The sequence below is a fragment of the Burkholderia lata genome, assembly GCF_000012945.1.
GTDB lineage: Bacteria > Pseudomonadota > Gammaproteobacteria > Burkholderiales > Burkholderiaceae > Burkholderia > Burkholderia lata.
In genome coordinates, this window is sequence record NC_007511.1 from 1,670,761 (window position 1) to 1,689,013 (window position 18,253).

At 66.3% G+C, this 18,253-nt stretch carries 19 protein-coding genes and 1 riboswitch; of the genes, 8 read left to right on the plus strand and 11 right to left on the minus strand.

Annotated features, from left to right (window positions below):
* Positions 1-15: 15 nt before the first annotated feature.
* The 3 genes from BCEP18194_RS30170 to BCEP18194_RS30180 form a co-directional block, all read right to left on the minus strand.
* Entirely contained in the window at positions 16-1,011 is a 996-nt protein-coding gene (locus BCEP18194_RS30170) for an alpha/beta hydrolase (protein WP_041493289.1), read from the minus strand.
* Positions 1,012-1,040: 29 nt separating this feature from the next.
* Positions 1,041-1,613 carry a TetR/AcrR family transcriptional regulator gene (locus tag BCEP18194_RS30175; protein WP_011355083.1) on the minus strand — a complete coding sequence of 191 codons (573 nt, stop codon included), beginning with the start codon at positions 1,611-1,613 and terminating at the stop codon, positions 1,041-1,043.
* Between the two features lie 95 nt (positions 1,614-1,708).
* On the minus strand, positions 1,709-2,554 hold the full coding sequence (locus BCEP18194_RS30180) for a GNAT family N-acetyltransferase (protein WP_041493290.1): 846 nt from the start codon (positions 2,552-2,554) through the stop codon (positions 1,709-1,711).
* Positions 2,555-2,783: 229 nt separating this feature from the next.
* On the opposite strand from BCEP18194_RS30180, the gene BCEP18194_RS30185 reads away from it, so the two are divergent.
* The 3 genes from BCEP18194_RS30185 to BCEP18194_RS30195 are packed head-to-tail and all read left to right on the plus strand — an operon-like array spanning position 2,784 to position 5,012.
* Positions 2,784-3,092 (plus strand): ArsR/SmtB family transcription factor, encoded by a 309-nt coding sequence (locus tag BCEP18194_RS30185; RefSeq protein ID WP_011355085.1) that lies wholly within the window; start codon positions 2,784-2,786, stop codon positions 3,090-3,092.
* A complete protein-coding gene (locus BCEP18194_RS30190) occupies positions 3,089-3,496 on the plus strand; it encodes a VOC family protein (RefSeq protein ID WP_011355086.1) in 408 nt (135 codons plus the stop codon). Before BCEP18194_RS30185 ends, BCEP18194_RS30190 begins: the two co-directional genes overlap by 4 nt.
* Positions 3,497-3,512: 16 nt before the next feature.
* Positions 3,513-5,012 (plus strand): FAD-dependent monooxygenase, encoded by a 1,500-nt coding sequence (locus BCEP18194_RS30195; RefSeq protein ID WP_011355087.1) that lies wholly within the window; start codon positions 3,513-3,515, stop codon positions 5,010-5,012.
* Positions 5,013-5,242: 230 nt separating this feature from the next.
* On the opposite strand, the gene BCEP18194_RS30200 is transcribed toward BCEP18194_RS30195, so the two are convergent.
* A complete protein-coding gene (locus BCEP18194_RS30200; RefSeq protein ID WP_041493291.1) occupies positions 5,243-7,171 on the minus strand; it encodes a TonB-dependent receptor domain-containing protein in 1,929 nt (642 codons plus the stop codon).
* A gap of 339 nt (positions 7,172-7,510) precedes the next feature.
* Positions 7,511-7,703: riboswitch (cobalamin riboswitch) on the minus strand.
* 89 nt (positions 7,704-7,792) lie between these two features.
* Positions 7,793-8,851 carry a helix-turn-helix domain-containing protein gene (locus tag BCEP18194_RS30205; RefSeq protein ID WP_011355089.1) on the minus strand — a complete coding sequence of 353 codons (1,059 nt, stop codon included), beginning with the start codon at positions 8,849-8,851 and terminating at the stop codon, positions 7,793-7,795.
* Positions 8,852-9,018: 167 nt separating this feature from the next.
* Between BCEP18194_RS30205 and BCEP18194_RS30210 the strand changes: the two genes are divergently transcribed.
* Genes BCEP18194_RS30210 through BCEP18194_RS30230 form a run of 5 tightly spaced genes read left to right on the plus strand, consistent with a single transcriptional unit; the run spans position 9,019 to position 12,763 of the window.
* A complete protein-coding gene (locus tag BCEP18194_RS30210) occupies positions 9,019-9,363 on the plus strand; it encodes a hypothetical protein (RefSeq protein WP_011355090.1) in 345 nt (114 codons plus the stop codon).
* On the plus strand, positions 9,353-9,985 hold the full coding sequence (locus BCEP18194_RS30215) for a Dabb family protein (protein ID WP_011355091.1): 633 nt from the start codon (positions 9,353-9,355) through the stop codon (positions 9,983-9,985). Before BCEP18194_RS30210 ends, BCEP18194_RS30215 begins: the two co-directional genes overlap by 11 nt.
* Before the next feature lie 48 nt (positions 9,986-10,033).
* Positions 10,034-11,026: an NADP-dependent oxidoreductase gene (locus BCEP18194_RS30220; protein ID WP_011355092.1), complete on the plus strand. Its 993-nt coding sequence runs from the start codon at positions 10,034-10,036 to the stop codon at positions 11,024-11,026.
* 31 nt (positions 11,027-11,057) lie between these two features.
* Entirely contained in the window at positions 11,058-11,933 is an 876-nt protein-coding gene (locus BCEP18194_RS30225) for an SDR family NAD(P)-dependent oxidoreductase (protein WP_041493292.1), read from the plus strand.
* 5 nt (positions 11,934-11,938) lie between these two features.
* Positions 11,939-12,763 (plus strand): SDR family NAD(P)-dependent oxidoreductase, encoded by an 825-nt coding sequence (locus tag BCEP18194_RS30230; protein WP_011355094.1) that lies wholly within the window; start codon positions 11,939-11,941, stop codon positions 12,761-12,763.
* 35 nt (positions 12,764-12,798) lie between these two features.
* Here BCEP18194_RS30230 and BCEP18194_RS30235 read toward each other — a convergent pair whose 3' ends face one another.
* The 6 genes from BCEP18194_RS30235 to BCEP18194_RS41415 form a co-directional block, all read right to left on the minus strand.
* Complete coding sequence (locus BCEP18194_RS30235) at positions 12,799-13,047, minus strand: hypothetical protein (RefSeq protein WP_011355095.1); 249 nt, start codon at positions 13,045-13,047, stop codon at positions 12,799-12,801.
* A gap of 117 nt (positions 13,048-13,164) precedes the next feature.
* The gene (locus BCEP18194_RS30240; protein WP_011355096.1) at positions 13,165-14,139 is read right to left on the minus strand and encodes a threo-3-hydroxy-L-aspartate ammonia-lyase; all 975 of its coding nucleotides are present in this window, start codon (positions 14,137-14,139) and stop codon (positions 13,165-13,167) included.
* 61 nt (positions 14,140-14,200) lie between these two features.
* Complete coding sequence (locus BCEP18194_RS30245) at positions 14,201-14,839, minus strand: helix-turn-helix transcriptional regulator (protein ID WP_011355097.1); 639 nt, start codon at positions 14,837-14,839, stop codon at positions 14,201-14,203.
* A gap of 62 nt (positions 14,840-14,901) precedes the next feature.
* A complete protein-coding gene (locus BCEP18194_RS30250; RefSeq protein ID WP_011355098.1) occupies positions 14,902-15,405 on the minus strand; it encodes a YbaK/prolyl-tRNA synthetase associated domain-containing protein in 504 nt (167 codons plus the stop codon).
* Positions 15,406-15,544: 139 nt separating this feature from the next.
* The gene (locus BCEP18194_RS30255; protein ID WP_011355099.1) at positions 15,545-16,906 is read right to left on the minus strand and encodes an NAD(P)/FAD-dependent oxidoreductase; all 1,362 of its coding nucleotides are present in this window, start codon (positions 16,904-16,906) and stop codon (positions 15,545-15,547) included.
* Positions 16,907-16,991: 85 nt separating this feature from the next.
* Positions 16,992-17,507: a hypothetical protein gene (locus BCEP18194_RS41415; RefSeq protein ID WP_063712434.1), complete on the minus strand. Its 516-nt coding sequence runs from the start codon at positions 17,505-17,507 to the stop codon at positions 16,992-16,994.
* Between the last annotated feature and the right edge of the window lie 746 nt (positions 17,508-18,253).

The window sequence follows — 18,253 nt, forward strand, 5'->3', positions numbered from 1 at the left end:
CCTCAACGGATGGATTCAATTCAACGCCGGCAAATGCGCACGCACGAAGCGCGCGATTTCCTGGCTCAGTTCCCTGTCCTCGGGCGCGCCCATGAACCCGCCATGCGGCATTCCTTCGAAGATGTGAAGCTCGGTCGGCACCTGCGCGCGCCGCAACGCGCGATGCAGGCGGACCGCGTTCGACAGGAACAGATCGCGCGTGCCGCTCTGGATGAACGTCGGCGGGAAACCGGCGGAGAAATCGCCGAACAGCGGCGACAGATACGGATGCGCGAGATCGGCGCCGTTCGCGTAGAGCAGGTTGTTCGGCATCAGCGAGGACGGCAACACGACATCGACGAGGCGGTTGGTTTCGAAGCTGTCGCCGGATTCGGTCAGGTCGACTTCCGGCGACAGCAGCACCAGCGCGGCCGGCAGCGGCAAGCCTTCGTCGCGGGCGCGCAGCACCATCGCGGCGGCGAGGTTGCCGCCCGCCGAGCGTCCGCCGATGACGATGTTTTCCGGTGCGTAGCGCTCCAGCACGTAGGCATACGTCGCGATGCAATCGTCGAGCGCGGCCGGATACGGATGCTCGGGCGGCAGGCGATAGTCGACGCCGTAGCATCGAATGCCGAGCCGGTCGGCCTGCATCTGCGCGCCGGCGCGGCACGCGGCGCCGCCGCCGAGCACCAGTGCGCCGCCATGCAGCTCGATGTACGCGCATTCGCCGGAAGCGGCTGCTTCGGGCGTGGCGACATGGACGTCCGCCGCGCCGGCCCGGATCGTCTCCACGCTCGAGCGCAGATAGCCGCCGAGCTGCTCGACGGCCGCCGCGTAGTGCGCGTCGGCGGCCGCCTTCACGCGTATCCATGCGTCGAAATCGTCCGGGGCCGGCATCACGTGCAGTGCGTTCAGCGGCACGCCATCGCTGCCGACCAGTCGTTGTAACGCGGTGCGCGCTTCGTCGCTGATCGAGGCCGGGAAGGGGACGACGCGGCGCGGCAGGACGACGCCGTCGGGTTTGTCTTTCATCGATTCGGTTCCGTTGAACGTTGGGCGAGTCATGCGGCAGAAGGCCAGTGGCGCAGCATCACGTCCAGCGCATCGAGGCTGCGCGACCACGACGAGTCGGACGCCGGTGCGCTGTGCGAGAAACCGCCCGCGCTTTCGAGCGTGACGTAGCCCATGAAAAAGCCGCCGAGCAGACGGATCGCATGCGCCTGTTCGCCTTCCGGAATGGCGTAGCTGCGCAGCACGGCCGACGTCATCCTGACGAGCTGGCCGCCCGCGCTTTCGGCGGCGCGTTCGGCACTCAACGGGTGACGTGCGGCCGCAAAGCGGCCGGGGTGCTCGCGTGCGTAGTCGCGATAGACGTTGGCGAGTGCGGTTAGCGCGTCCTTGGCGGTGCGGCCGGCCAATGCGTCGGTCGCGCGATCGGCGAGTTCCTTCAGCGCGAACAGGGCGATGCGGCTCTTGAGGTCGTCGAAATTCGGGATGTGCGAGTACAGGCTGGCGAGCTTGACGTCGAAGTGACGCGCGAGGGCGGCACCGGTGAGGTGCTCGAAGCCGGTTTCATCGGCGAGCTGTGCGCCCGCTTCGACGAGTTTGTCCAGGGTGATGCCGGCGCGTGGCATGGCGAATGCTACTCAAATTAGTCAAGCAGCTAATTGTATTAGTTTTGATGGCGGTGTCAATTTTCCGAACTCGGCCACCGCCATGTTCGTGCCGATCACCCCAGCTCAAACGATGTCACCCCGAACACGCGATCGATCGCAATCGCCGGTGCGTCCTTCGTGTACATCCTCGCGGTTTCGAACACGCTTGTCATGCCGTGCCGTTCGGCCAGCGCGATGGCCGCCGGGTTCGTTTCCGGCACGTCGAGCACGATGACCTCGCCGGGCATGCGCGCTGCCAGCGCGCGAAACAGCCCGGTGGCAACGCCTGCGTCATCGGCGAAGAGCGGGCCGATCTTGCAGCCCGTCTTGCAACGGCGCACGACACCGTAGCCGGCGACACGGCCTGCGTCGATCGTCGCGAGCGCAACGGCATCCGGCTGCGCGATCCAGGTGGTGACGAAACGCTCGCGCGCCGCGGGAAAGCATTCGCGATCGTAGGCAAGCAACTGCCCGAACGGCACGTCGGCCGCTGCCGCCACGTGCGCACACCCGATGCCGTCTACGCGCCCCTCATAGCGGATGTTGCGGTACGCGAGTTCGAATCCGGACTTCCCGTAGTTCGCCTGCTGGGCCACGACACCATCGAGCCCGATGTTGCGGTCTCCGAGGTAACGCATGCCGTGCTCCCAGGTTCGGATCCCGAAGCCTTTGCCGCGAAACCCGGGTTTCACGATGTAGAGGCCGATGAAGCCGAAGTGCGCGTCGTAAGCGACAGCCGAGATGCACGCGACCGGTTCGCCGCGCCAGACGCCGACGAAGAACCCGGCCGGGTCTGCTGCCCTGAAGCAATCGGGATCGTGCAGGCCGGGGTTCCAGCCTTCTGCAGCCGCCCATGCGACCGACATGGCGACCTCGTCGGCCGACATGGTGCGCACGATGAAGTCTCCGCCTTGATCCATGGTTCACCCCAGTCGCTGCGCTCAGGATGGCGCGTTGCGTGACGGTCAATGCATCGGGAAGCGCGGGCAGGCAACGCCGTGGCTGCCGATCGGGCCATCATAATCCCACGGGCGGGTGCCAGAGCGGGAAGGTCGGGCCGTGCCGTCGGCCGGCGCAACCCGGCTCCGCCCCGTGAAACCCGGATTCGCTGCGGTTGACATGCAATAAAATCATTGCATATCATGCGCAATGAACGCCGAACAGCTTGACCATGTTTTCAAGGCGCTTGCCGACCCCATCCGCCGCAGGATCATCGATCGGTTGCGCGAGCAGCCCGATCAGTCGCTTTTCCAGATTTGCGCGGTAGCCGTCGCAACGGGGGAAAAAGCCATCTCCCGGCAGGCGGTGACCCAGCATCTCGACATGCTGGAGAAGGCCGGACTGGTTCGCATCTCCTGGTCGGGCCGAACCAAGATTCATTCTCTCGATCTCCAGCCGCTGCGGGAAGCGGCGGACATCTGGCTTCAGCGACATCTCGAGGAAGGAAACAACCCATGAGAATCTATGTCACGTCCGTCTTTGTCGACGACCAGTCCAGGGCGCTGGACTTCTACACGAACACCCTCGGATTCGTCGTGAAACATGACGTGCCGCTGGGCGAGCACCGCTGGCTCACCGTCGTATCGAGTGAAGCGCCCGGTGGAACGGAACTGCTGCTGGAGCCGAGCGAGCACCCGGCGGTTGGCCCCTTCAAGCACGCGCTGGTCGAAGACGGCATACCCGCAGCCTCATTCCAGGTCGATGATCTGGACACCGAATGCAAGAAACTGCGCGCGAAGGACGTCAGGTTCCTCGTGGACCCGATGGATGCCGGCACGGTCCGCATGGCCGTGTTCGACGATACCTGCGGAAACCTGATTCAGCTCATCGAGATGAAGGACAAGCAAGCGTCGTCACATTGATTTCGCGAGGTGGTCGATGCAGGTTGCAGAACATGAGGTCGTCATCGCCGGAGGCGGACCCACCGGCTTGATGCTGGCAGGCGAACTGGCGCTGGCCGGCGTCGATGTCGCCATCGTCGAACGCCGCTCCGATCAGTCGCTTGCGGGTTCGCGCGCCGGCGGGCTGATTGCGCGGACGCTCGAGATCTTCGATCAACGCGGCATCGTGGATCGGTTCCTCGCCGAAGGCCAGAAGGCGCAAGTCACTGGGTTTGCGTCGATTCGCCTGGACATCAGCGATTTTCCGACCCGGCACAACTACGTGTTGGGGCTGCGCCAGAAACACATCGAGCGCATTCTCGCCGGATGGGTCGACGAACTGGCGGTGCCGATCTATCGCAGCTGCGAATTGACGGGTTTCGCGCAGGACGACACGGGCGTCACCATCGAGCTGTCCGGTCGCGCGCCACTGCGGGCGCGCTATCTCGTCGGGTGCGATGGCGGCCGGAGTTTCGTCCGCAAAAGCGCCGGCATCGAGTTTCCAGGATGGGATGCGACGACCAGCAGTATTCTCGCCGAGTGCGAGATGACCGAGGAGCCGCCCTTGGGCGTCCATCGCACGGCATTGGGCATCCATGCGTTCGGCCGTGAGGCGTACGAAATTCGCGACGGCAAGATCGTCTTTGCCACCGAAGGCCCCGTCGGCGTCATGGTGACCGAAAAGGCGGTCGGCGCGAAAGCCGAGCCTACGCTGGACGATCTGAAGGAAGCGCTAGTCGCCGCATGCGGAACCGACTACGGTGCCCATAACCTGACGTGGATTTCCAGGTTCACGGACATGGCGCGGCAAGCGGCCACTTACCGCAAGGGCCGCGTTCTCCTGGCCGGCGATGCTGCCCACGTGCATTCTCCGGTGGGCGGAAAGGGCCTCAACATCGGCGTGCTGGATGCGGTGAATCTGGGGTGGAAACTGGCCCAGGTGGTGAAAGGAACGTCGCCCGACGGGCTGCTCGACACGTATCACGCGGAGCAACATCCGGTTGCGGCTCGCGTGCTGCGCACGACGATGGCGCAGGTTGCGTTGCAGCGTACCGATGACAGCACCGAAGCATTGCGTGAAGTCGCGGCGGAATGGCTCCGCATGGATGAGCCTCGCAAGCGAGTCGCCGCCGAGATGTCCGGGCTCGGGCTCTGTTACGCACTCGGGGAAGGGCACCCACTGGTCGGTCGCCGCATGCCGGACCTCGATCTGATCACGGCCGACGGTTCCGTGCGCGTCTTTGCGCTGCTCCGGAACGCTCGGCCGGTGCTGTTGAATCTCGGCGTACCCGGAAGCGTCGATATCACGCGTTGGTCGGATCGCATCGAACTGGTTCACGCCCGATACGACGGCCCATGGGATCTGCCCGCGCTTGGCCGGGTTGCCGCGCCGACGTCCGCTTTGATCCGGCCCGATGGATACGTCGCATGGGCGGGTATCGACACACAGGACGGCCTTCAGAATGCGATGAACACCTGGTTCGGGCCTCCCCGGTAGGCGCGTCGTCTTCATCAGGCCGGATGACGTTTTCGACGTGGCGTACCCGTCGTCCAGGAGGCGCGGCCAGGGAGACGCATGACGCCGTCGAGTCGTGGCGGTTGGGATGAGACGGCCATGTTCGCTTCGCGGCCGAAGCAGCCGTTGCGCAAGCCCGATCGGGCGGGCCCCGGCGTATGTTCCGACCGGGGCCGCGCCGCTCAGCACGTCAAGGCCGTCGCATTCCCCCGTCAGAACGTATAAGTCACCTTCCCGAACGCCGTCCGCCCGAGCGTGTTGTACCCATACGCGGTCATGTACTGCCGATCGAACAGATTCGACACCGTCGCCGATACCGTCACGTGCGAATTGATCCGGTACGACGCGCGCAGGCCCACCGTCAGGTACGAAGGCAGATAGGTCGAATTCGCCGGATCGTCGAACGTCGTGCCGCCATAAAGCAGCGACGCCCCCGTGCTCAACGCATGCAGGTGCAGTTCATCCCACGTGTGATCGATGTTGAGGCTGACCGTCTGGCGCGGCCGGCGGTTGAGCCACGAGTCGTTGGTCTCGTCCTGCGGATTCAGGATCCCGACCGCGACGCTCACCGGCGTCGAACGGCCGATCGTCCCCTTGTACGACAGGTCGATCCCGCGAATATGCGCGCGACCGATGTTCATCGGCGAGAACGTCGCCGGGTTGTACGCGATCAGGTTGGTGACTCGCGTGTCATAGATCGCGGCCGTGAACGTACCGTACGACGTGTTCGCATCGACCGCCGCCTCGACCGATGTGTTGCGTTCCGGGCTGAGATTCGGATTGCCGTAGCCGGGGTAATACAGGTCGTTGAACGTCGGCAGCCGGAACGCATTGCCGTACGACACGCGTGCCGTGTACACCGGCGTGATCGCCCACGACAGCGCCGCGTTACCCGTATTCACCGACTGCCCGGCGATGATTTCATGACGCCCCGCGAGGAACATCGTGACGCTGCCGAGCGTTGCCGACTGATGCAGCGAGAACGCGGAATCATTGCGCGTCGGCACGCCGTTCGGAATGTCGACCGGCAGGAATGCCTGCTCACGCGTGAAGTCGTACGTGAGCTTGGTTTCGCCCGACAGCGGCAGCCCGAACAGATGGAATCCGCGCTCCTGATGCGTCAGCGACGTCGACGTGCTGATGCGCTGCGAATTGATCTGGTCGGTCGGGATGGTCGGATCGCTCGCGTAGATGAACCCGCGATCGTTCGAATAACCGAAGGACTGGTCGAACTGCGTGTCCGGCGTGATGTCGAGATGGAACGCGATGCCGGTCGTCAGTTGATGATCGAGCTGGCGGTTCCCATAGCCGCTGTTGTCGTAGGACAGATCGGACCGGTGATACAGCGCGAACGTCGAGATCGACCAGTTGTCGCGCGCGTAGCCGAGGCGTGCATCGAGATCCTGCGCGTGGTACGGGTTGCGGCCCGCCTCATGCCCGTACGCAAAAGGGCGCGTCGCATCGATGCCGGCCGTGTTGTACGAGTGCAGGCCGAGCGAGTAGGTGAGCCCGCCGAGCGCGGCGAGCGGCCCGGTCGACGGCACCGTGCCCGACGTGCGGAGCTGCGTGTCGAACGTCTTGTTCGACCCGCCGCCGAACGACACGGTCGTCTGGTTCGGCTGGTTGGCGGCGCGGCGCGTGAAGAGCTGCACGACGCCGCCCATCGCATTGGCGCCGAACGACGCGGCGGCCGGCCCCGAGATCACTTCGACACGCTCGAACGCTTCGGTCGGCAGGTCCGCCCACGGCGCGATACCGGTGGTCGACGAGCCGATCCGGATGCCGTCGATGAACACGGCGACCTGGCTTGCCGACGAGCCGCGGATGCTGACCGACGCGGACGAACCGGGCCCGCCGTTCTGCGAGACCGTCACGCCGGGCAGCGTCGCGAGCGCCTGCGTGATGCTCGGGTCGCTCGGTGACAGCCGGTCGAGATCGGTGCGCGTGAGCACCTGGGTCGTCGCATAGCGCTGGTCGAACGACTCGGGCAGCCGACGCGCGTCGGTCACGTTGATCGTCGGCAGGTCGGCGCTGTCGGCGGCCGGGGCCGGTTGCGAAACCGCAGTGTCGCCGGCAGCGTGGGCGAGCGGCGAGAGGAGCGCAGTCGCGGCGGACGTGGCAAGGAGGTGTCGAATCTTCATGAGGCTGTCGTTGTTGTCGGGCTGCGCATGCGGCGATCGAGGGCGGGCGGCGGCAGCACCGGTTTTGTTATCGGTGATCGGGCTATCGCGCGACCGGGCCAAGCGGGCCGCAGTCGCGGGCGTCGGCGCGGCATATGCCGGCGGACGCGATCGACAGGGAGCGGCACGCGCGAGCGGGCGGGCCGTGCATGCCGGCGGCGTGCCGGCGCGACGCTTCCGGTGCGGAAGCGGATGCGGTAATGGTGGACATCGGGCGGATCCTGAGGTCGGGCCGTCCATGCAACGGGCACCGCCAAAGGCGGTGTTGGCGCATCGGGACACCCCGCCCGGTGCGGCTGCTTGGACCTCGGGTCGATGGCAGGTCTCCTGGCTCGCGGGTCCTGATTCGTGCCGGCCTTCCCGGTTTCCCAGTGGCATGCAGTGGCACGGATTCGCCGCTCACAGTTGCGGGGGCAGCCGCAGATTCGAGGCGCTGCCTCTCCTGCGTTCCCTTTTGATCCCGTTTCCGGGAACCATCAGCGCGCAAGGGTAATGGCGTGCGCTCCGGCGCGTCAATTGTCCGGCCGCGCGGGGATGCGAAAAAACGTCATTACCGCGCAAATATTTTCGAAATCCTTTCTTTTATGCGTCGGCGCCGCGTTTCATGTCTGACGAAACGGGTGGATTCGCTGCGATGCAATCGCGCCGGAACCGGCTCGGCGCGATACCCGTCCACCGCACGAACGCGCGGCGAAACGCCTCCTCGCCGCCGAACCCGAGATGCGCGGCGATCCGCGCGACCGGCCAGTCCGACTCGCGCAGACAACGTTGTGCGGCTTCGGCGAGACATTGCTCCCGGAGTGCGTGATAACCGGTGTGCTCGGCCACCAGCCGCCGCCGCAGCGTTGCCTCGCTGACATCGAGCCACGTGGCCAGCTCGGCGAGCACCGGCAACGCCTGCTCGTGCGCAAGCGCCGCATCGAGAAAGCCGCGCACCTGCTGCGCCCACGACACGACAGCCGGCGCCGCATCGATCAGGCGAAACGGAAAATCGACGAGAAACGCGTCGAGCTCGGCCGGCTGGCGGATCACGCGGCATTCGAGCCGCGCCGCATCGAACGCGAAGCCGTAGGTCTTGCGGCCCACTTCGACCGGCGCATTGAACAGCCCGAGCAGCGGCATCGCGTCGTCGCGGCGCGGATGGCCGAGCCACACGTCGGTCGGCCGCAACGGCTGCCCGATCAGCCAGCCGAACAGTTGCAGATAGCAGAACAACCCCGTCAGGTCGACGAGGCACGCGGCCGGACTGCGCGTGCGGCGCAGCGAATCCATCCGGAACGTCGCACGCCCGTCGCGCACGGTGAGCGACAGCGCGCCGGCGCGCGGCGTCAGCATCTCGCCGAATTCGCGCGCACAGCGGATCGCGTCGGCGAGCGTCGCGCAACTCAGCAGGCAGCGGCACATCAGATCGACTTCGCGCTTGCGCATCGGCGGGTGGCCGTCGCCGCGTGCGACCTGCGCCTCGAGGCGTTCGATCGCGTCGCGGTACAGCGCGACGAAATCGCCCGATGTCGTTGCCGGTTGCGGCGGCTGCGCATCGCGATCGGCCGGCGGCGCGCCGCTGCGCGTGAGTTCGCTCAGCAGGCGCGCGCCGAGGCCCGGCAGGACGCGGCCGCGGGTTGGCATGGCGCGTTGTTTCATGAGTCTCCCGATCTGAGCGTTGCGACAGGGGCCGGTGAGCGGGCCGGTAGGGGTCGGCTGACCGTCGCCACGCAAGAATGCTATCCACGCCGACTGCCTTCGGCCTCGCCGGAACGGCGTAGGCCGGCTGCGCATCCCTGTCACCAACGACCACGGACGACACGCGAATGATCCAGATCGTAGACGAAATCACGCTCGCGCCCGAGCGCATTCCCGACGTGCTTGCCCTGCTGCGCGACCGTTACCTGCCGGGCCATGCGGCACGCGGGCTGACGGCGGCCGGCCGCTGGGTGTCGCCGCCCGTCGCGGTGCCGGGCCAGCCGAGCACGCTGTGGCTGACCTGGCATGTGGCCGACGCGCCGGCCTACTACCGGATGCGCGCGTTGACCGATGCCGACGTGGTCGGCTTCTGGATGGCCGTCGACGCGCTGTGCGACGTGCGCCGCCGCCATGTGATGACGGACGCCGCTGCGCCGCTGCCGGTGCCGACGGAGGTCGACCATGCGGCATGACACGGCACAGGTATTCGTGTCGGCGGATTGCCATGCCGGCGCGATCGAACATGCGTTGCACGAGGCCGCGCACGCGCTGGCCGGTGCGAAACGCGTGGCACTCGCACGCAATCTGGACGGCAGTTGGGGCGCGGGCGACTACACGCTCGACGTGCTGCGCGACGAGTCGGTGGCCTGCGACACAGCGGACTTCGCCGCATTGGCGCAACTGCCGGGTATCGCGCGCATCGACGGCGCAGCGTGCCGCGCGATCGGCGGCGGCCTGCGCGAACCGGCGTTGCGCGACGGCGTATGGCGCACGCTGATGCTGCGTGCGCGGCCGCAGGCCAGCGCAGCACAGATCGCCGCGCTCGAACGCGAGCTGTTGCTTATGCCCGCGTTCATGCCCGGTATCCGCAACTGGCGGCTGAGCCGGATCGAGACGCCCGGCGCGTGGACGCACGTGTGGCAGCAGGAATTCGCGCACGTCGGCGATCTCGTCGGCGAATACCTGATGCATCCGTATCACTGGGGCTGGGTCGATCGCCGGTTCGATGCCGAAAGCCCCGACTGGACGGTCGATGCGATCTCGCATGCGTTCTGTCCGCTCGCGTCGAGCCTGCTGGCCGATACGGCGGCGTGACGCGCCGCACACATCAAGCTGACAACACACAACCCTGGAGACACGAAGATGCGAGCTTTGTTGATCGACCGCGTCGGTCATTCCGACGCGTTCCGGATGGCCGACGTGCCGGCACCGACGCCGGGCCCCGGTGACGTGCTGATCCGCGTTGCGTACGCGGGCATCAATCCCGCCGACTGGAAATGCCGCGAAGGCTACCTCGGTGCATTCATGCAATACACGTTTCCGTTCGTGATCGGCTTCGACGCGGCGGGCGTGGTCGAAGCGGTCGGCGACGGCGTCGACAGTTTCGAACCCGGCATGCGCGTGTTCGCGCAGACCGACGTCGGCGCGGGGCGCTGGGGCGCGTATGCGGAATACGTAGCCGTGCGCCACGACTCGGTCGTGCGCGTGCCCGATGCGTTGAGCCTGGCGGAAGCCGCCACGGTGCCGACGCCTGCGCTGGCCGCGTGGGCCGGCCTGTTCGACGACGGCGGGCTGCGGGCGGGCCAGTGCGTGCTGGTGCACGGCGGCGCGGGCGCGGTCGGCACGTTCGCGATCCAGCTCGCGGTGCAGGCCGGCGCGCGCGTCGCGGCGACGTGTTCGGCGCGCAACCGCGAGACGGTCGAATCGCTGGGCGCGGCGGCGAGCATCGACTATCGCGCGCAGGACATCGCCGCGGCGCTGCGCGCCTGGGCGCCCGGCGGTGTCGACCTCGTGCTCGACGCGGTCGGCGGCGACACGCTGCCCGATGCGCTCGACCTGCTGGCACCGGGCGGCACGCTGGTGAACATCATGACGCTCGCGGCCGGCGATGCGGAGCGGCTCGCTGCGACGGCCGCCGAAGCCGCACGGCGCGGCCTGCGCACGGCGATGACCTACAGCCGGATGCCGAGCGGCGGCACGCTCGGCCGGCTCGCAGAGTTACTTGAAAAGCGCGCGCTGCGCGTGCCGCGTTTCGACCGTTTTCCGCTCGAACAGGCGGCCCGCGCACTCGATCTCGTTCAAACGGGCGAGGCGAAAACGAAGCTGGTGCTTCATGTTGCGGATATCGCCCGCTGAGCGGCCCGCACGCACATCACAGGAGACAACGATGACCGATACCCGAACCGGCGTACTGGCCGGCAAGTGCGCGCTCGTGACGGGCGCAAGCCGCGGCATTGGCCGTGCGATCGCGCAGCGCCTCGCGTCCGAAGGCGCGACCGTCGTCGTGACGGCGCGCAGCCTCACGCAATCGGCGACGACCGCCGGCACGCTCGCCGAAACGGTTGCGCTGATCGAGCAGGCCGGCGGCCGTGCGATTGCGCTCGCGGCCGACCTGTCGAACGCGGTCGAGCGCGATGCACTCGTCGGGCGCGCGGCGCAAGCCGCCGGCGGCCTCGACATCCTCGTCAACAACGCGGGCGTGGCCGACTACGCGTGCGTCGACGCGATGCCGATGACGATGTTCGACACGACGATCGAGCACTATCTGCGGATTCCGTTCGCGCTGGCGCAGGCCGCGATCCCGCTGATGCGCGCCCGCGGCGCCGGCTGGATCGTGAACGTCGGCTCGGTGACGGCGCTGCCGCCGCTGCGGCCGTTCGACGATTTCTCGCGTGTGGGCGGTGCGACCGTCTATGCGGCCGTGAAGGCGGCGCTGTCGCGCTTCACGCAGGGGCTCGCGGCCGAGCTCGAAGCCGACGGCATCGCGGTGAATCTCGTCGCGCCGAGCACGGCGATCCGCACGCCGGGCGCGGCGCGCTACATCCCCGAAGGCTATCCGACCGAGGACGTCGCGTATCTCGCCGAAACCGCGCTCGCGCTGTGCCGCCTGCCGGCGCGCGAACGCACGGGCCTCGTCACGCACAGCCTGCATTTCCCGCTCGCGCAGCAACTCGCGGTGCGTTCGCTGGACGGCCGCACGGCGCTGCCGCCGCCGGTGATTCCCGCGTATGCGCATCCCCACATCGACCCGACAGGACTTTGATTGATATGACGAATTCGATTCGCTTCGACGGCGGCACCGCCGTGATCACCGGCGCGGCCAGCGGCATCGGCAGCGGGCTCGCGCGCCACGCCGCCGGGCTCGGCATGCGCCTCGTGCTGGCCGATCTCGACCCGGCGAAGCTCGACGCATTCGCGGCGACGCTCGACGCCGACGTCCTGTGCGTGCCGACCGACGTCAGCCGGCCGGAAGCCGTCGACGCACTGGCGGAAGCGGCCTGGCAGCGCTTCGGCGGCGTCGACCTGCTGTTCAACAACGCGGGTGTGATGGCGACCGGCTTCAGCTGGGAAATCACGCCGGAACGCTTCGAGCGCAGCTTCGCGATCAACGTGCACGGCGTGCTGAACGGGATCCGCAGCTTCGTGCCGCGGATGCTCGAGCGCAACGTGCCGGCGCGCGTCGTGAATACCGCGTCGGTCGGCGGGTTCCTGCCGAGCCCGCTGATGTCGCCTTACTCGGCGACGAAATTCGCGGTGGTTGCGCTGACGGAATCGCTGTACGGAGAACTGAAGATGTTGGGCGCACCGGTCGGCGTGTCGTTGCTCGCGCCGGGCCCCGTGCACAGCAGCATCTTCAACGACCCGTTCGGCGATGCGCACGACCGGCCTGAGGTGCGCGGCTTCGTCGACACGATGCGCTCGATGCTGAACGCGCACGGGCTCACGCCCGACGCGTTCGCCGAGCGGGTGTTCGACGGCATCCGGGAAGGGCGCTACTGGCTGATTCCGCAACCGGAGACGATCGACGGCGCGCTGCAGCGGCGCACCGACGACATTCTCGCTTCACGCGATCCGTCGCTGCCTGCGTTCTGAGGGCCGGGCGGGGCAGCCGCGCCCGGCGTGCGCCGTCACATGTGCGTGCCGGCGTGCGTGCGGCCGCTCGGGTCGCCGCCGCGATCGGGTGGCGTATTGTTCTGATCGATCTTCGCGAGTACGAAGCCGGCGTGCGGCAACGCGGCGGGCGAGCGGTGCGTCGCTTGCGCGACGGCGTCGTGCGGCGACGCAGCGGGGAAACCGGATGACGTCACGCCCGGTTGAGCGAACGCCGAAAGGGAAGCAGCCGCCAGGGCGGCGGCGACGATCGCGTGCGATTTCATGGTGGCTCCTTCACGACTGACGACGGGACAACCTAATCAGTCTAGGGCGCGAAACTTAACGCGACGTGAAGGAGTAGTGCGGCGCGTATGACGGAATATTCATGCGCGCCGCGACGTTCATGCCGGCGCCGACACCAGCGCGCAGAAGTTCTCGAGATCGACGTTGCCGCCGCTGATCACCACACCCACCCGTTTGCCTTTAAGCGCATCCTTCATCCGTCGCACGGCGGCGAACGACAGGCAGCCGGTCGGCTCGACCACAATCTTCATACGCGTGGCAAAGAAGCGCATGCAGTCGACCAGTTCCGCGTCCGTCGCGGTCAGGATGTCGTCGACGTCGCGGCGGATGATCGGGAACGTCAGGTTGCCGAGGTGTTGCGTCTGCGCGCCGTCGGCGATCGTGCGCGGCGTGTCGATGTGCACGATCGCGCCGGAGCGGAACGATTGCTGGCCGTCGTTGCCGGCTTCCGGCTCGACGCCATACAGCGTCGCGTGCGGCGACAGCGCGCGTGTGGCGAGCGCGGTGCCCGACAGCAGCCCGCCGCCGCCGAGCGGCGCGAATACCGCGTCGAGCGGGCCGACTTCGTCGAACAGTTCCTTGGCCGCCGTGCCCTGGCCGGCGATCACGTCCGGGTGGTCGTAGGGCGGGATCAGCGTGAGCCCGTGCTGCGCCGCGAGATCGCGCCCGATCTGTTCGCGATCCTCGGTGTAGCGGTCGTAGGTCACGACCTTGCCGCCATAGCCGCGCGTCGCGGCCATCTTCGCGGCCGGCGCATCCTGCGGCATCACGATCGTCGCGGGAATGCCGAGCATGCGCGCCGACAGCGCGATCGCCTGCGCATGGTTGCCGGACGAGAATGCGACGACGCCGTTGCGGCGCTGTTCCGCGTCGAAACGCGACAGCGCGTTGAACGCGCCGCGGAACTTGAATGCGCCCATGCGCTGCAGGTTCTCGCACTTGAAGAACACTTGCGCGCCGAGTGCTTCGTCGATCGTCCGCGACGTCATCACCGGCGTGCGGTGCGCATGGCCTTCGAGCCGGGCCGCGGCAGCGGCCACGTCATCGTATGTGGGGAGAGTCGGAGAATTCATGGGTTGCCCGGTGGTCGTGAGAATCGGTCAGCAGGAGAGCAGCGCGTGCCACGCGCTTGCGTCATTTCGCATCGTTGTAGACGGTCGCGCGCGAGACGCCGAGATGCTGCGACACGATCTCCATCGCGCGGCGCACTTCGAGGAAACCGTCGGCCTTCAGCGTCTGCATCAGCTCGCGGCGCTGGTCGGTCTTCAGTTCGCGCGGCGTCGTCGCGAGGCGCATCGCGAATGCGTCGATGCGTTGCCGGATCGCATCCGCGCCGGCGGGGTCGAGCGTTTCCGCGACGGCTTCGCCGTCCGTGCTGCAGAACTGGTTCAGCATGCCCTGGAAGCCGCGGAACAGCGTGACGTCGGCATTCAGGCACAGCGCGGCCACATAGCGGCCGGTCGAATCCTTGATGCCGATCGACGTGCTTTTTGCAGTGCGGCCGTCGGCGAAGCGGTTCGGGTAGTTCGCGAGCACGGGCGGGAAATCGTCGTCCGCGATGCGGGCGAGGCCGAGCTCGGTCGCAGGGTCGCCGACTGCGCGCCCCGACAGGTTGTTGTGGATCGCGAGGATCGCGTGCTTCGGCGTGCGCAGGTCGTGAACCACGACCTCGGTGAACGGCGCGAACATCGCGCCGAGCCCCTCGGCAATGCGCTGCACCTGTTCGATCAGCGAGGCCTGTTCGGACAGCACGAGTTTCCGGGTGGTGGTCATGATGGTTTCGCGGTCAGGTTTCGGATCGATGCGACGGTTTCGGGAACGGCGCAACCGGCGTGTTACTCGCCGTCCGCCGCTTCCGGCCGCGTGATGTCGGCAAGCAGCGGCTGCGCGATCCGCACGTAGTCGGCGGCGTCGAGCACGACGGAGCGGTCGAGGCGGCCCGCGTTGAACGCGATCTCGGTGTTGCGTTCGACCAGTGCGGGATCGACCACGAGCGTCACGCTGGAGTCGAACACGAACGGCGGCACGGCACCCATCACGCAGCGCGTGACGGTGGCCGCGAGGTCGGGCGACGCGAGGGTGGCCTTGCGGCGGCCCACCGCATCGGCGACCTTGCGGAAATCGATCTTCAGGTGGCCGGGAATCACGGCAAGCGCGGTGGTGTCGCCGCCATCCTTGAACGTGCACAGCATCGCCTTCGCGCCCTGTTCGGGGCGTGTGCCGCGCAGCGCGGCGATCGCGTCGGATTTCCCTTCGGCCGGGTGCTCCAGCACGCGGAACCGCGCGCCGGACGTGTTCAGCAGATCGCAAAGCGTGTCGAAAACGGGGTAGTCGCTCATGTCGCTCCAGGCAGGTGAGGCCGGGGAATCGGGGCGCGCTCGGATTCGAATGCTTCGGCGTGCCGGTCGATGGATTGTCCAATTATAGACGTTTTGTCATGAGTGTGGCAAAGAGACCGGAACGCACCACCGCCCGCCGTTACTTCGTCAATCCGCGTTCCTCCCATCGATCCCACGTCTTCAGTGCCTGACGGGCCACCCGGCCAAACAGAAACGACAGGGTGTCGCTCTTCATCGACATTGATTTCCTGTTCACGATCCAGAAGTCCGTCAGAGCCGATTGCTTTCCGCTCAGCAGATCCGCGATCGTCCGGCCATTGAGGTGCGTCAGGGCGACGCCATGACCGAAACATCCGCCCGAGTAGATGATGCGTTCGTCATCGATGAAGCCGATTTCCGGCGCCATGTCCATCGTCACCGAAACCGGGCCGCCCCATCGGTAGTCGATGCGCGTGTTGCGCAGCTGCGGGTAGATCCATTTCAGGTGTGCTTCGCAATGCCGCCACGCTGCGGGGGCGGGAACCTCGTCCATTGCGTCCGTCCGGTAGCTGATCGCATCGCCGCCGCCCATGAGAATGCGGCCATCGGCTGTCGGCCTGAAATAGTGCAGCATCTGCCGGTTGTCCCCGAACGACTGTCGTTCCTTCCAGCCGATGCTTTCCCATTGCGCATCGCTCAAGGGTTCGGTGACGACCTGATACGTCCAGAGCGGATACTGGCGCGCTTTCAGCTTCGACGAGCCGGGAACCTCGCGAGAATAGGCATTCGTCGCCACGACGATCCGGTCCGCCTCGATCCGGCCGTGCGGCGTCGCGATGCGGACCGCCAACGGCGTTCTTTCCAGGCTCGTGACAGGTGTCAGCTCATAGATCGACACCCCGCTCGACATCGCCAGGGCCTTCAGCGACCGGACCTGCTTGCAGGGGTTGAGATAGCCGGTGTCCGACTCGTAGATGCCGCCTGCGAAACGTTCCGAATGGAAGTCCTGCTGGAACTGATGCGCGCTGCGCCACGCCATGTCCGCGTCGATGCCCAGCTTCTGGAACAACTCGAGCGTCTTCTGCATGCGGCCCAATTGCTGCTTCGTGTAGCTCGCGCGGACCAGGCCGCCATGGCAGTAGTCGGACTGAAAGCCATGCTCCTCGATGAGGTGCCGGGTGTGCGCCACGGCGAGCTTCAGGTAGTGATGGGCATCGACCATCTTTTGCTTGCCCCAGCGCAGCAGGACCATTTCCGGCTCCAGGCCGAACATTTTTGTGCTGAACCCGGCGTTGCGGCCGCTGGCGCCGAATCCCACGACGGCGGCTTCCAGCACGACGACTCGCGCGTTGGGATTGTCCTTCTTGAATTGAAACGCGGTGTTCAGCCCGGTGAAGCCGCCTCCGATGATGGCGACATCGACCTTGAGATCCCCGGACAGCGATGGATTGGGCGAATATTCTCCGTAGGCGTGCTGCCAGAACGACCTGGCCTGAAGCAGTGATGTTTGATCGAGTGCCATGGCGAAGCTCACAGGTGGGGAGGTCCGGTCGCCGCTCGATGAACGATGAAAGGGCGCAGCGGCAGATCTCACGGGTTGCAAAGGCTCACGCCTGTTGGTGATGGTGATTAATTTCGGTATGCATAATTATTTGCTCGTGCCGATGAATGAACGCGTCGACACGGCTTGCCAGCACGGCGTCATCTCCCTCCAGCGAGCGCTTCATCATGTCGATCTGAAATTCCTCCTGATCGACCATGTAATTCAGCAGGGCGCGCGAATCGGAGGGGCCGATGTCTCGTAGGTGCCGCAACGTTTCGCAGTAGGCGATCGTCTGTGCGTACACGTATTTCAGGAGTGGCTTCAGCACACACGTCGGGACTGAACCGATTACCCATGCCTTCACCCGCGTAGCCAACCTGGGCGAATCATCCATGCCCCAACGAGTTGCCGCAGCATGGTAGATCGGCGCATTGAACGCTTCCAGTTTCAGGTAGGCAGCCCAAAGTCGCTGACGAGGATCGCCGTCGAGACGCCCCGCAAGTCTTCCAATGGCACGCAAGGCGAAGGCGCGGTTCTGGATCTCGTAGTGAAATCCATCGGTAAATGCGTTGGTCGGCATCAAGGTTTTCCGCTCGTGTAGGGCCGGTGCCTGACCAGGAGAGCCTGCTCCCCGTCATGCCGGCATGTCGATCGATTCGAACAAGCACAAAGCAATCCTAATGATTGAGGTCTGACATCTCTCAATGGTCGGATCAATGGGCTACGTACTCAATTGCTGGAAACGCCGTCCGTCCCGCGCTCGACACCTTTCGTATCGTTTCCTGAAAGGCAAGCGATCCTCCTGAGCGCGCATTGAGTGACGCCGGGCAATCTGCCCCGCGTACCGTCGCCGGGGCGTATTGACGATAATATGTCACATGACCTATTTGTGCAACATCGGCGCTGAACGTGCACCGTGGGCAGCGAAACCTGGTTGCGGCCGTCCAGCCCGGCGCCACGAGGCTGGGGGCGTGCTTCTTGAGTCATGGAGCGGTGCCTTGCCACTGCGCCGGACTGTTTTCCCAGCGAGGATTTGCGCAAGTGGAAGACAAGCATGGATTCCCCGTGCAGACGGATGGACAACCTGTCTTGTGTGCGTTCGCCAATGGACAGCGTCTCGTCTCCTCCGTTTTGAAACCTGCGTAGAATGTCGCCGTCAGGTTCGGCGTCTCGGCTGCCACAGTGGAACCGAGGCCTTGAAACCGGCGGCAAATGCGGGTCGACCGACACGGCCCGATGTCGGGTAGCGAAGTTTTGCAAAATCCGGTCGACCAACCTATATTCCCGCTCGCGGTGTTTCGAGCGGACCCGACTCGCGCGGTATGC

Excerpts from the sequence above, each read along its gene's own strand:
- BCEP18194_RS30220 (WP_011355092.1), top strand. The coding sequence starts at position 10,034 with ATGCGAGCTTTGTTGATCGACCGCGTCGGTCATTCCGACGCGTTCCGG.
- BCEP18194_RS30210 (WP_011355090.1), top strand. The coding sequence starts at position 9,019 with ATGATCCAGATCGTAGACGAAATCACGCTCGCGCCCGAGCGCATTCCC.
- BCEP18194_RS30240 (WP_011355096.1), bottom strand. The coding sequence starts at position 14,139 with ATGAATTCTCCGACTCTCCCCACATACGATGACGTGGCCGCTGCCGCG.
- BCEP18194_RS30235 (WP_011355095.1), bottom strand. The coding sequence starts at position 13,047 with ATGAAATCGCACGCGATCGTCGCCGCCGCCCTGGCGGCTGCTTCCCTT.
- BCEP18194_RS30245 (WP_011355097.1), bottom strand. The coding sequence starts at position 14,839 with ATGACCACCACCCGGAAACTCGTGCTGTCCGAACAGGCCTCGCTGATC.
- BCEP18194_RS30205 (WP_011355089.1), bottom strand. The coding sequence starts at position 8,851 with ATGAAACAACGCGCCATGCCAACCCGCGGCCGCGTCCTGCCGGGCCTC.
- BCEP18194_RS30175 (WP_011355083.1), bottom strand. The coding sequence starts at position 1,613 with ATGCCACGCGCCGGCATCACCCTGGACAAACTCGTCGAAGCGGGCGCA.
- BCEP18194_RS30190 (WP_011355086.1), top strand. The coding sequence starts at position 3,089 with ATGAGAATCTATGTCACGTCCGTCTTTGTCGACGACCAGTCCAGGGCG.
- BCEP18194_RS30250 (WP_011355098.1), bottom strand. The coding sequence starts at position 15,405 with ATGAGCGACTACCCCGTTTTCGACACGCTTTGCGATCTGCTGAACACG.
- BCEP18194_RS30230 (WP_011355094.1), top strand. The coding sequence starts at position 11,939 with ATGACGAATTCGATTCGCTTCGACGGCGGCACCGCCGTGATCACCGGC.
- BCEP18194_RS30195 (WP_011355087.1), top strand. The coding sequence starts at position 3,513 with ATGCAGGTTGCAGAACATGAGGTCGTCATCGCCGGAGGCGGACCCACC.
- BCEP18194_RS30200 (WP_041493291.1), bottom strand. The coding sequence starts at position 7,171 with ATGAAGATTCGACACCTCCTTGCCACGTCCGCCGCGACTGCGCTCCTC.
- BCEP18194_RS41415 (WP_063712434.1), bottom strand. The coding sequence starts at position 17,507 with ATGCCGACCAACGCATTTACCGATGGATTTCACTACGAGATCCAGAAC.
- BCEP18194_RS30215 (WP_011355091.1), top strand. The coding sequence starts at position 9,353 with ATGCGGCATGACACGGCACAGGTATTCGTGTCGGCGGATTGCCATGCC.
- BCEP18194_RS30185 (WP_011355085.1), top strand. The coding sequence starts at position 2,784 with ATGAACGCCGAACAGCTTGACCATGTTTTCAAGGCGCTTGCCGACCCC.
- BCEP18194_RS30225 (WP_041493292.1), top strand. The coding sequence starts at position 11,058 with ATGACCGATACCCGAACCGGCGTACTGGCCGGCAAGTGCGCGCTCGTG.
- BCEP18194_RS30170 (WP_041493289.1), bottom strand. The coding sequence starts at position 1,011 with ATGAAAGACAAACCCGACGGCGTCGTCCTGCCGCGCCGCGTCGTCCCC.
- BCEP18194_RS30180 (WP_041493290.1), bottom strand. The coding sequence starts at position 2,554 with ATGGATCAAGGCGGAGACTTCATCGTGCGCACCATGTCGGCCGACGAG.
- BCEP18194_RS30255 (WP_011355099.1), bottom strand. The coding sequence starts at position 16,906 with ATGGCACTCGATCAAACATCACTGCTTCAGGCCAGGTCGTTCTGGCAG.